The sequence below is a fragment of the Mycobacterium sp. genome, assembly GCF_046095365.1.
In the GTDB taxonomy this organism is placed as follows: Bacteria; Actinomycetota; Actinomycetes; order Mycobacteriales; family Mycobacteriaceae; genus Mycobacterium.
Window position 1 is genome coordinate 1 of the sequence record NZ_JBJTJF010000187.1, and the last position, 12,335, is coordinate 12,335.

The window sequence follows — 12,335 nt, forward strand, 5'->3', positions numbered from 1 at the left end:
GCGCCACCCGGCGGCGCTCGCCGCCGGAGAGGTGGGTGACAGGCTCGTCGGGCGGAGGGCAGCGCAGCGCGTCCATCGCCTGCTCCAGCTGGGAGTCCAGGTCCCAGGCGTCGGCGTGGTCGAGTTCCTCCTGCAGCCGGCCCATCTCCTCCATCAGTTCGTCGGAGTAGTCGGTCGCCATCAGCTCGGCGACCTCGTTGAAGCGATCCAGCTTCACCTTGATGTCGCCGAGGCCCTCCTCGACGTTGCCCCGGACGGTCTTCTCCTCGTTCAGCGGCGGCTCCTGGAGCAGGATCCCGACGCTGGCGCCGGGAGTCAGGAAAGCGTCGCCGTTGTTCGGCTGGTCGAGTCCGGCCATGATGCGCAGCACACTGGACTTGCCGGCCCCGTTTGGTCCGACGACACCGATCTTGGCTCCCGGCAGGAAGCTCAGTGTCACGTCGTCGAGGATGACCTTGTCGCCATGGGCCTTGCGGACCTTGCGCATGGTGTAGATGAATTCCGCCACGCGCCCATCCTAGGTGGCGGGCACGCCGGTCCTCACCGGCGTGACCGCCCACCGGCCTCAGGCGGTGGCCATCAGCCCGTCGGCCACCGCCGGCCGGCAGTCGTCGGCGTCGTCGGCCTCCCGCTCAGCCTCGGGTTCCCCGTCGGAGGCCTCCTCGGGGTTCTGCGGACGCGGCGCCTGCTCGATGCGCGCGATCACTCGGGCCAGGTCCGGCCCGACCGCGCTGGCGCGCATCTCCAGCGACGACCGCTTCACCCCGTCGCGGTCCTCGTACTCGCTGGTGTGCACGGTTCCGACCGCGATGATCGGTGCGCCCTTGTACAGCCCCGCGCCCACTCCGGTAACCAGCCGGCCCCAGCAGTTGACGGTGATGTAGAGGGTCTGGCCCGCTTCCCAGTCGCCCTCGGCGGTGCGGCGCCGGGAGTTGCTGGCGACCCGGAAGCTGATCACCTCCTGGCCGCCGACGACCCGGCGGCGGAAATCGGTGATGATGCGTCCAACGACGGTGATGGGTGTCTCGAACATGACGGGATCCTTTCTTCGGTGCGTGTCTTCGCCACTCCAGTGGGCCGGACACCACCGACACCGCACCCGCGCGTCGGCCGCGCGAGCCGTGCTGCTGTGGATGAACCGCGGTCTGTGGATCGCTCAGCGGTTGGCGCGGTCGCGGCGGGCCAACTCGGCCAGCATCGCGTTGTAGGCGGCCAGATCGGCGTCGTGGTCGCGCTCGGCGGCGCGGTCCAGCCGGGTGGCGGTTCGCCGGTCGGTGCGCTGCCACTGGATCAACAGCGAGAGCATCACCACCACCAGCGGCACCTCACCGGCCGCCCAGGCGATCGAGCCGCCCAGGTGCTGATCACCGAGAAGGTCTGTGTGCCAGGGTAATTGCAGTGAGCGGTAGAACCTCTCCCCCAGGATCTTCGGCATACCCATCAGCACCACCCCGAAGAAGGCGTGCAGCGGAATGGAGGCGAAGACCATCCCGATCTTGGCCAGCGGTGCGACCGCACGCGGCGTCGGGTCGATGCCGATGACCACCCAGTAGAACAGGTAGCCGCTCATCAGGAAGTGGACGTTCATCAGCACGTGGGCGGCGTGGTGGCTCACCGCGGCGTCGAAGATCCCGCCGAAGTACAGCCCGTAGAAGCCGGCCACGAACACCACGGTGGCCACCACCGGGTGGGTGAACAGCCGCGACCAGCGGCTGTGCAGGCCGGCCAGCAGCCATTCCCGGGGTCCCGGCGGGTTGCCCTTACCCGCGGTGGGCAGCGCCCGCAGTGCCAGCGTCGTGGGCCCCCCGAGCACCAGCAGGATCGGAACCAGCATCGACAGCAGCATGTGGGCGGCCATGTGCATGCTGAACATGGCCGGGGAGTAGCGGCCCAGCCCCGACGAGGTGGCGAAGAGCAGCACCGCGCAGCCGAGAAGCCAGGCCGCTGTGCGTCCCGGTGGCCAGTGGTCGCCGCGACGGTGCAACCGGACAACACCGGCCAGATACACCGCGGCCAAAACGATTGCGGCAGTGCCGAACAACAGATCGAAGCGCCAGTCGAGGAGGACGCGGAGCACGGTCGGAGGGCCGGCGAAGTCGTATCCCAGTGCGACCTCGGCCGGCGACGGATCAGCGACGGCCGGCGGTGGCGGCGGTGTGCGGCCCAGCCCGACGGCGATGCCGAAGGTCGCGCCGAACACCAGCGCCTCGGCGCATGCCAGCCGTACCAGCGGCGCGCGCGCGGCGGGGTCGGCCTGTAACGCAGCAACCGCGACGCGGCGCTGTCGCCAGCCGATGAGGCCGAGCACACCCAGAGCGACGACCTTGGCCAGGATCAGCGCGCCGTAGGCGGTACCGAACAGTTCGCCCAACCGGACTCGCACCGCGGCGTTGACCAAGCCGGACAGCACCATCGCCGCGAAGCACCACAGTGCCACCGCGGAGAACCGGCGGGCGGCCAGATCGGTTTGCCCGCCGGCGCGCAGCGCATTGGCCAGCAGCGCCAGCAGGCCACCGGCCCACAGCGCGCCGGCGATCAGGTGGATGAACAGACTGTTGGTGGCCATGTCGTGCGACCCGCCGGCCGCCGAGTGGCCGGTGAGAGCCAGCGGGACCAGCGTCAGCAGCGACGCCGCGAACAGCACCGGAGTCGTCGACCACCGCAGCGCCGACCTGGCGGCGATGGTGACGGTGAACGCCATCAGGGCGGTCCAGCGCCACGCCGAGGCGGTGTCCACCATGCCGGCCACCCGCCAGATCTCGGCCGGGTCGAGGTGCTCGGCCAGCGGCTTGCCGGACACATCGGAGACGGTGAGCGCCACCAGCGCCGCCGCGCACACCGTCCACACCCCCGAGGCCGCCGCGGCCAGCCGCAGCGCCCGGTATCCGGCGACATCGAGCACACCGCTGTCCTGGGGCGGCACGAAGAACGCGGCGAACAGGAACCCGCCGACCGCCGTCGCCGCGGCGACCTCACCGGCCGCCCGGACGAACGGCAGTCCGAGCGTCGTCACCGGTCCCGGGTCGGACAGTCCGGTGGCGCTGAGAGCGTCGGCCAGCGAGAGGGCCGCGATGGCGGCCGCGGTGATTCCCGCCAGGACCGCGACGGCCGCCAGGACGGGCCACGGTCCGCGACGCGCCGGGGCCGGAGTCACCTCAGGAGGTTACCTTCGGGGCGTAGCTGAATTCGACGGTGCCCGCGCCGACGCCGGTGACGGTCAGCACGTAGATCTGCGGTTTGCCCCCGGAGGTGGCGACGCACTCCATCGTGGCGCCGGGGTCCCCGAGCAGCTCGCCCGGGCAGACGGTGCTGTCCGGCCGCCGGCCCAGGGCGGCGGTCAGCCTGGCCGCCAGCACGTCCTCGACCTTCTGCTTGGCCATGACCTGCTTGACGGCGAGGTCGATGGCGACGCCCTTGACGCTCTTGACCTCCACGGTCACCGGAGACGTCAGTCCGCCCCGGGCGACCTCGCACTGGGCGAAATCGCCGACCTGACCGTCCACTCCGAATTCGCAGTTGGCCGACCCGGCGGCCGAGGCGGCCGCGACCCGCCTGGCAAGTTGCTCACGGGTGAGCTCCGTGCGGGTGATTTCGTAACTGGCCGTGCCGTTTTCGGACCCCAGGGTGGTGAGCAGGACCGTCACGCTGTCCGTGTCGCTGAGCGTGACGTCGCAGCGGGCGGTGCTGCCCACCGCGCCGGCGAGATCCCGGGGGCAGCTGACCGACCGTGCCGGAGTGCCCGCCGCGGCCAGTTTTGCCGCGAGGTCGCTCTGCAGGTCGGCCGAGGCGATCGGCGGCGCGGTGTCGGCGCGCCCCGCGCAGCCGGCCAGGGCGACGACGACACCCGCCACGGCGAATGCTCCAGCGCGGGCGCCAATCACGGTGCCCAGTATGCGCGCCTAGGGCTTCGCTTTGTAGCCGAAGTCGACGTTGTCGTCGGTGGCCTCGGTGACGGTGACGTCGTAGCCCTGCTGGTCGTTGCCGGTGACCGTCACGCACTCGACGGTGCTGCCGACCTTCTTGGCGACGTCGTCGACGCACTCGACGGTCTCCACCGGCTGGCCGTCCGCGCCCAGCTGCTGCATGAGCACCTCACCGACCTGTTGCTTGGGCACCAGCTCGATCGCTGACAGCTCCATGCCCAGCCGGGCGGGATCGACCTGGGTGACCTCGACGATCCGCTTGGAGGTGGTGTCGCCGAGTTTGATCTCGCACCTGGTCGACTCCCCCACCTTGCCGTCCAGGCCCGCCGCGCAGGTCGCCGACGGCGACGACGCCATGCCGGCGACCGCCTTCTCAACCTGCTCCTTGGTCATGGCCGGGTTGATGTCGAAGCTGACCGTGCTGCCCTCGACCTTGGTGGTGGTGAGCACAGCCTCGATGGTGTTGGTGTCGCTGAAGGCGACATCGCAGCGGGCGGTCTTGCCCACCTCGCCGGCCAGGTCGTCCTTGCAGGTGACCGACTTCACCGTCATGCCGCCCTTGGCGATCCGATCGCCCAGTTCCTTCTGCAGGTCGTTGGCGCTGACCGCGACGGTCTTGGAGGTCTCGATCTTCGCGGAGCATCCCGACAGGCCCGCGCTGAGCAGTCCGGCCGCGGCGACCACGCCACAACACGCCGCAATCCTGTTGTCCACCGAATCTCCTCCGTCAACCCGTCCGGGCCCGATTATGTCGGCACGGACAATATCAGTCGAAATCCCTGTTCGTCGGGGGTTGGCTCAGGCCGTGAGATCCTGCGAGTGCAGCAGTGCCTCCCGCTGGTAGAACTGCTCGCGTTGCAATTCGTGGATGCGTTCCATGTCGGCGATGATGCCGCGGAGCTCGTCGAGGAAGGCTCGGCGCCGCTGGTGCAAGTCCGGCGAGGCCTCCATCAGCTTCTGGTCGGCGGCGACCTTGCGCGCGGTCGGGAACAACAGCGCCGAGACCGACTCGTTGCTGCTGATCAGACCTTGCGCCGCGTACTGGCCGCCGACGCCGAGTGCGAGCTTGTTTAGTTCCTTGTCGTCGATGTCGGCGGGCGCGTCGCAGAGCACGTCGGCGACGATCTCGTAGGCCTCGAAGAACGGGCGCAGCATGGCGTTGGCCATCAGCGGCCGCTTGGCCCGCAGCAGTTCGTCGACCGCCTCTGGCCCGGCCGCCAGCTGGGCCGCCCAGTCGTGGTTCCACTCCAGTTCCTCGGCGATGTTGGCCCGGAAGGTCGCCGAGTCGGCGAAGTAGAAGTCGAACTTCAGCAGTGAGCGCAGCCGCATCGCCTGCGCCCAGAACGCGTCCACCCGCTCGCCCTCGGCGGCGCGCGCTGCGTGCACCAGGGCCAGTTCGACGATCGAGGTCTCAAGGAACGCGTGGATCAGCGAATTGCGGTAGAACGCCGCCTCGTGCTCGTGTTCGGGGGCGATCCGCCACACCGGTTCGTGGCCCCCGTCGACCCGGGTCACCGGGTGCCCGTTGGACAGCGCGTCGACGGCCGCCCGCACCCCCTCGGTGGAATGAAGTCGCAACGCGCTGTTGGTCATCGGGGTGCGCTTGCGCTCCAGATAGTCCAGCGAGTCCTGCAGCGTGTGGTGCAACTGAGGCAGCGTCAGCGCCCGCCCGCGGGTGGCCAGCAGCACTGCCGAGACCAGGCTGCTGGCACTGATCGGGGTGGCCCGCTGAATCCGCCAGCACACCTCGATCGCCATCTTCTGCATGGCCAGGCGCTTGGCGGCCTCGTCGGTGGCGACCGGCCCGTCCGGGTCACCCAGGTACTGGCGCATCGACACCGCCTCGGGGAAGCGGACGTAGATCTTGCCGTAGTTGCGCTCACCCTGCGCCTTGATGAACTTGTACAGCCACTCGGCACTCTCGGCGACCTTCTCGCCGCCACGCGCGTAGTTGGCGTACTCGGTGGTCTCGTGAAGCTGATCGAAGCTGATCGACGTCGGCTGCAACAGGATGTCCTCGCTGCGGCCGTCCAGGTACGCGTCGGCGACGTAGCTGAGCAGACCGAGCTTGGGCGGCAACATCTTTCCGGTGCGCGACCGGGTCCCCTCTATCGACCAGCTGAGGTTGAAGCGCTTCTCGACGATGTAGCCCACGAACTGGCGCAGCACGTACTTGTACAGCGGGTCGTCAAGCTTGCGGCGCAGGAAGATCACGCCCGCGCGGCGCATCAGCGGGCCCATGAAGCCGAAGGACAGATTGATGCCGGCGAAGGTGTGGGCGGGCGGCAGTTTGTTCTCCTGCAACGCCACCGGCACGATCACCCCGTCGAGGTAGGACCGGTGCGACCACAACAGCACAGCCGGATGGTCTTCCAGGGCGCGGCGCATCGCCTCGATCTGCGCCTGGTCGTAGTCGATGCGGGGATCGAAGCCCCGGCTGAAGATGGCGCGGCCCAGGTTCGGGATCAGGTCCACCGAGAACCTGCTCCAGCCGGTGGCGAGCTCGTTGAGCATCTCCTCGGCCTTCTCGGGGGTGGCACCGGGGATCCCCTCCAGCCCGTCCATGAAGCGGGTGGAGGCCATCAGTTCGTCGGTGAGCAGATGCGGCGACTTGTACTCCGGTCCCAGCAGGCGCAATTCCATCCGTTCGATCGCCAGGTTGGCCCGGCGCAGCACGAAACGCGCGAAGTCGGCCGGGCTTCCGCCGACCGTGTTCTGCTGCCACTGCTGACGCAACTCCGAGACGGTGGCCGGCTCGCCGGCGACGATCCGGGCGCGGGAGGGGTCCTTCTTGAGGATCGCCCGTTGCAGGCGCTCGGGGGGCCGGTAGGTGTCGCGGCCGGAGATCAGGCCCACCACTTTGACCCGGGTGGGCAGGCCGCCCGGAACCCAGAACACCCGGACCGGCACCACCGAGCGGTCCCCGGCTTCGCCGAGGGTTCCGGCGAGTTCGTTCAGCAGTCCCGGCGAGGGGTCGCTGTGCGGTATCCGCAGCACCTCAACCTTCGCCTCGGGGTGTGCGCGGCGCTGACCCTGCAACCAGTCGTCGAGCAGATCGGATTCGGCCTTCGACGACACCGAGGCGAGCACCAGCGCGTCGTCGCTGGTGCTGAACCCGGTGAGGTAATCGGCGGCGCTCATCGGCGTCCCCTCACTTTGGTATCCGGATTTGTGGGCGTCTTCTTGGCGGCCGATTTCTTGGCCGGCACCTTCTTGGCCGGCGCTTTCTTGGCTTTGCTCTTCCCGGCGGTCCGCTTGCCGGGCGCGGAGGCGTACAGAGCAGCCTCGGGCACCGAGTCGGTCGGCCAGTCCCTGAGGGTGTCGAGGTAGAGCTGGCGCACCTCGGCGATCCGGTCGGAGAGGTTGTCGAGGTTCCAGTCATCCAGCGGAATCGGCGGGTAGACGACCACGTCGACGGTGCCGGGGTGCAGCGTCGAGGAGTCCCGGGCGGAGATCACCTCGGCGTTGCGGATGACGATGGGCACGATCGGCACGCCGGCCGACATCGCGAGCCGGAACGGCCCCTTCTTGAACGGACCCACCGACCTGGTGTCAATCCGGGTGCCCTCGGGGGCGATCACCACCGACAGGCCCTTCCTGGTGAGTTCCTCGGCCTGCTTGAGCGACTCGACCGCTTTCTTCGGATCCTCGCGGTCGATGAAGACGGTGTCGACGAGCTTGCCCAGGGTTCCCACCACCGGGTCGTTCTGGAGCTCCTTCTTACCCACACCGGTCCAGTTGTCCTTGACCATCGAGGCGACGATCACCGGGTCGAAGTTGTTGCGATGGTTGAAGATGAACACCGCCGGGAGCTGCTTCTTGAGGTTCTCCTCACCGATGATGTTCAGCCGAACGCCGTTGAGCGCCAACAGCATCTGCGGGAACGCCGAGGTGAAGAAGTTCACCCCGCGACGCCTGTTCAGGGTGAGCAGTCCCACCCCGATGGCACCGTATGCGGCGGGCACGATCGAGCCGACCCCGAGCAGGGTGCGCACCTGTCCGGCCAGACCGCCGCCACCCCGGCTGCTGAAGCGCAGGATCGGCCAGCCGCGCTTGCGGGCCACCTCGGCCATTTTCTCCCCCGGGTTGGTCGGCCGTGGGTTGCCCACCAGGTGCATCAGCGCGACGTCCTCGTCGCCGTCGGCGTAGAAGTAACTCTGGGCGAGGTCGATGTCGTTGTCGGCGGCGAACTTCTGCACCACGTTGGCCTTGCCCGGTCCCCACAGGATCGGCTTGAGCACCTTGCCCGTCAGCACCCCGTTGACATCCACCTCGAAGTGGTTGCTCAGCGTGTTGGGAATCCCCAGGTAGCGCGCCACCGGCTCGACCTGGATGGTCAGCGCCGACGACGTCAGCACGACGGTGTGCCCGCGGTCCAGGTGTGCCTGGACCAGGTCGCGCATCTCCGGGTAGATCCGTTTCTCGATCTTCTCGGCGAACAACCGCTCGCCGATCTGCTGCAGGTCCGACAGCGAGCGGCCGATGAGCACCTCGCTGGCCTTGTTGATCAGCCCCTCGAATTCCATCCGGCCGAACTGGTGGTTCAACCCGGCGGCGACCATGCTGATCAGATCGCCGACGCCCATGTCGCGGCTGCGGAACCGCTCCTTGGTGAGGATCACGCCGGTGAAGCCGGCGACCAGCGTGCCGTCGAGGTCGAAGAAGGCACCGACCTTCGGTCCGGGCGGGCTGGCCGTCACCTCGGCCACCGAGCCGGGAATCCGGGCTCCCTTTGCACCGCGGGCGGTTTTGTCGCTCATGAGTACGCCACCGATCCGTTCTTGTATGTGAAGTGTTCATCGTCTTCGTCGGAGAACGACACCGGCACCACCTGTGGCCGGGGGTCCCCGGCCAGGGCGAGCACCTCGTCGAAACCGTTGCGCAGGCAGCGCGCCCACAGCTCGGGGTGGGCGACCGCGGCGCGGTCGTAGCGCGACGTGATGGTCGCGAAACCTCCCCTGGACACCAGCACTACCATCATGGCGACCCCGGGCAGCGGCCCAATTCCGTACTGCCGCAACACTTTTGCCCCCGCGATATAGGTGTCGCCGGGATAGATGGGGACATTACTGGCCTGGACGTCGGAGGCGATCACCGAGCCGCTCAGGGCCTGCAGCACGGCGTCGGGCAGCAGAGTGAGCACACCGGCGACCGCACCGATCACGTCGATGGCGGCCTCCTCGCGGCGGGAGATCATCTGCTTGCGGATCTTCTGCATACACGCCGCCGGGTCGGCGACACCGACCGGAGCGGCCAGATTGACCCCGGCGAAGCGGTTGCCGCCGGCCGGGTCGGCCTCGGCACGCAGGTTGACCGGCACGGCCATCGGCAGTGTGGTGATCGGCACGCCGAGTTCGGCGTGGTAGAGCCGCAGCGCCCCGCACAGGCCGGCGAGGTAGGCGTCATTGATGGAGCCCCCGGCCGCGTGCGCGGCCCGGTGCAGGTCACCCAGACGCATCTCGATGGCCTCGGTGCGGGTGGACAGGCTGCGCCGGCGCAGCAGCGGCGAGGGGTCGGCGGCCCGGCGCATCATCCGCCGTCCGGACCGCAGGTATTCGATGGTGCCGAACACCGCCGAACCCGGGCTGCGGACCAGCTGGCCGACCACCCCCAGCCCGGCGGCCACCGCCCCGGCCAGCCCGTCGGCCACGGCGCCGGGAAGATGACCGATGCCCTCGCGCATCAGGTCGATGCCGGTGACGTCCTCGGGCACCGGCAGCGGCGGGACCGGCCGCGGCGCGGCGTCGCGTTTGAGGTCGTAGATCTCGGCGAACATGGCGGTGGCGCCGACGCCGTCGGTGACGGCGTGACTGAGGTGCAGCAGGGTGGCCGCCCGGCCGCCCTTGAGCCCCTCCACCAGGGTGGCCGTCCACAGCGGCCGGGAGATGTCCAGCGGCGACTGCAGCATCACCTCAGCCAGATCCAGGACATCGCGCAGTGAGCCGGGGTGGGGCACCCGAACCCGGCGGACGTGAAAATCCAGGTTGAAGTCGGGGTCGACGACCCAGCGCGCCGGGGCGGTCGGCAGGGTGGGCATCACCACCTTCTGCCGCAACCGCAGCACCTTGCGCGAGGCGTTCTCGAACAGGCTGCGGAACCGGTCCCAGTCCGGCGTCCGGTCCAGGATCTCCAGGGCCATGATCCCCGAGCGGGTACGCGGGTTGGCCTCGCCGCGGTGCATCAGCAGGTCGAAGGCGCCGAGTTCGGACGGCAGCCCGGACGCGTCAACGGGGCCGCTCATCGAAGTCCTCCTCCCGCGTGTGTGCTGGGCAGTCTGACCCGCCAGGCTGCCTCTTCACGCTAGTGGAGACCCCGACGACGGCGAGGTCGAATGATCAGCCGGCGGAGCGGACGGCGGCCTGGCGGCGCAGCCTGCGCGCGGCCTGGTGGCGGCCGAAGACCACACCGAGAAACGCCGCGACCGCCTCGGCGGCGAACTGGCAGCGCAGTGTGGCGATGGCGTCGAAGGCGTGGTGGGCGTTGGGGATCTCCGCGTAGGCCACGGTGCCGGCGCCGGCACGGCGCAGCGCCTGCTCGAAGCCGCGGGCCTGGGAGCTGGGAACCACCGTGTCGTTCTCGCCGTGCAGGATGAAGAACGGCGGGGCGTTGCGGTGCGCCCGGTGGGTCGGTGAGGCCTGCTCGAACAGGGGTCGGTCCTCTGCCAGCCGGCGCTGCATGACCAGTTGCTCGAGCAGTGGCATCGCCAGTTTGTGCATGCCACTCACGTCGGTCAGGTCGTACATGCCGTAGAACGGCGCGGCCGCCTGCACGCTGGTGTCGGCGTCCTCGAACCCCGGTTGCAGGCTGCGGTCCCCCGCAGTCAGCGCGGCCAGCGACCCCAGGTGCCCGCCCGCCGACCCGCCGGTGACGGCGATGAAGCCGGGGTCGCCGCCGAATTCCGCGATGTTCTCCCGGACCCAGGCGATGGCCCGCTTGACGTCGACGATGTGCGACGGCCAGGCGTTGCGGGGGCTGCGGCTGTAGTTGATCGAGACGCAGATCCAGCCCAGTTCGACCATCCGGGTCATCAGCGGATAGCCCTGTCCCCGTTTGTCGTTGACCGACCAGCCCCCGCCGGGAATCTGGATCAGAACCGGCGCGCGGTGTCCGCTCGGCAGGTCGGGACGGCGCCAGACGTCGAGCAGGTTGCTCCTGCCGCCGGGGCCGTAGGGAATGTCGGTCGTGGTGGCGGAGTAGTGCCGCCGCTGCCGCATCGCCTGCGCGAGTCCGGCGAGGGTGGGCCGGCGCGCGGAGTAGGACTCCAGCGGATGGTGCACGGCCGAGAGGTAGTCCTCACCGAAGGTGTCCCGCAGGGCCGCCTCCAGGACGTGGTCGGCGCGCTGGGCGGCCAGCCCGCAGGCGGCCCGTTCCAGGGGCAGCGGCAGGGCCGAGAGCGCATGCCCGGTGACGGCGTGCGGCGCCAACTCGGCGGCCAGCCAGCCCAGCACCCACCCGGCGATCGCCGGCGAACCGCGCAGTACCAGCGAGCCGGCCTGCAAGGTCCGGGCACAGCGCGCAGGGACTCCCGCGGAGGCACTGCCCATGGCTGTCGACTCCCTTGATCGTCGGCCGTGAAACACCGCCGCCGCGCTTACGCCCGGCGCCCCCGCCACGCTAGCGGCTGACCCCCGCCGGATCGGTGATTTGCGTCGTCCGGGAGTCCGTAAATCGGCGTCTTCCCAGACCACGGCCGATAAATCCGGCGGCGCGACACGATGGGACGCCGTCCACGGAACCCCGAGGCGGAAAAGGTGAAAACGGGTTCTCTTGTGCCCGAGCCCGGCCGAAACAAGAGTGATCTGGGGTTTTGTCTCGGTTGGAGGGCCGCCATGTCGGGGAGAGCTACGTCGGGGAAATCGGTGTCGGGAAGGCTCCAGGCGGCCGCGTTCGGTTTGGGTGTCTGGCTGGTCGCGCCCGTCGGCTTCGCCGCCGCCGACAGCGGAACCGCAGGCGAGAGCGAACCTCCGCCCGCGGTGGAGCAGGCGCAGGACCGGTCTGACCTGCAGATCGGTCGAAGCAGAGTCCCCCGGAGAACGCACCCGCGGACTGCTGCACCTGCGGGGAAAGCCCGCGTCGACGCATCCGTCGCTGGTCATCGGAAGCGGAATCCGCGGCCTGCAGCGGCAGTGCCCGCGCGATCGGCGGTGGACGTCGACTCGTTCGCCCCGCCGGCCATCGGAGCCGAGGTCGGCGATAGCTTCAACGCCACTGGCCCGACTCGCGTTGCGGTCGACGACAGCGCGGTTCCCAGCAGAGTCGACGGGGAGCCGTCTGTTCTCTCGACGGTCGGCCAGTTGGCCGCTCCGCCGAAAAGGGCGCAAGCTCCGAATCCGCCCACCCTCGGGATGGTGTCCGCTCCCGAAACCGTAGGACCGGGCGATTCGCTGACGCGGCGGCTGTCCAGGCTGCTAC

10 protein-coding genes are annotated in these 12,335 nt (G+C 69.4%); 1 reads left to right on the plus strand and 9 read right to left on the minus strand.

Annotated elements, in window-relative coordinates; all coding sequences use genetic code 11:
• From ACKOQ4_RS13985 to ACKOQ4_RS14025, 9 genes are all read right to left on the minus strand, one after another.
• On the minus strand, window positions 1-508 hold a 508-nt coding region (locus ACKOQ4_RS13985; RefSeq protein WP_526292830.1), incomplete at its 3' end, for an ATP-binding cassette domain-containing protein.
• A 57-nt stretch (window positions 509-565) separates the two neighbouring features.
• Window positions 566-1,033, minus strand: a complete 468-nt coding sequence (locus tag ACKOQ4_RS13990; RefSeq protein WP_526292832.1) for a single-stranded DNA-binding protein — start codon at window positions 1,031-1,033, stop codon at window positions 566-568.
• A gap of 123 nt (window positions 1,034-1,156) precedes the next feature.
• Entirely contained in the window at window positions 1,157-3,154 is a 1,998-nt protein-coding gene (locus tag ACKOQ4_RS13995; RefSeq protein ID WP_526292834.1) for a bifunctional copper resistance protein CopD/cytochrome c oxidase assembly protein, read from the minus strand.
• A 1-nt stretch (window position 3,155) separates the two neighbouring features.
• The gene (locus tag ACKOQ4_RS14000; protein ID WP_526292836.1) at window positions 3,156-3,881 is read right to left on the minus strand and encodes a DUF4333 domain-containing protein; all 726 of its coding nucleotides are present in this window, start codon (window positions 3,879-3,881) and stop codon (window positions 3,156-3,158) included.
• 18 nt (window positions 3,882-3,899) lie between these two features.
• On the minus strand, window positions 3,900-4,637 hold the full coding sequence (locus ACKOQ4_RS14005) for a DUF4333 domain-containing protein (protein WP_526292838.1): 738 nt from the start codon (window positions 4,635-4,637) through the stop codon (window positions 3,900-3,902).
• 84 nt (window positions 4,638-4,721) lie between these two features.
• Window positions 4,722-7,064, minus strand: coding sequence for a glycerol-3-phosphate 1-O-acyltransferase (locus tag ACKOQ4_RS14010; protein ID WP_526292840.1), 2,343 nt, complete (start codon window positions 7,062-7,064; stop codon window positions 4,722-4,724).
• Window positions 7,061-8,683 carry an HAD-IB family hydrolase gene (locus ACKOQ4_RS14015; RefSeq protein WP_526292842.1) on the minus strand — a complete coding sequence of 541 codons (1,623 nt, stop codon included), beginning with the start codon at window positions 8,681-8,683 and terminating at the stop codon, window positions 7,061-7,063. Before ACKOQ4_RS14015 ends, ACKOQ4_RS14010 begins: the two co-directional genes overlap by 4 nt.
• Window positions 8,680-10,164 (minus strand): wax ester/triacylglycerol synthase family O-acyltransferase, encoded by a 1,485-nt coding sequence (locus ACKOQ4_RS14020; protein WP_526292844.1) that lies wholly within the window; start codon window positions 10,162-10,164, stop codon window positions 8,680-8,682. Before ACKOQ4_RS14020 ends, ACKOQ4_RS14015 begins: the two co-directional genes overlap by 4 nt.
• 94 nt (window positions 10,165-10,258) lie before the next feature.
• Window positions 10,259-11,467: an alpha/beta hydrolase gene (locus ACKOQ4_RS14025; protein WP_526292846.1), complete on the minus strand. Its 1,209-nt coding sequence runs from the start codon at window positions 11,465-11,467 to the stop codon at window positions 10,259-10,261.
• A gap of 600 nt (window positions 11,468-12,067) precedes the next feature.
• On the opposite strand from ACKOQ4_RS14025, the gene ACKOQ4_RS14030 reads away from it, so the two are divergent.
• Window positions 12,068-12,335, plus strand: a 268-nt coding sequence (locus tag ACKOQ4_RS14030) for a hypothetical protein (RefSeq protein ID WP_526292848.1), incomplete at its 3' end; no start/stop codon positions are given.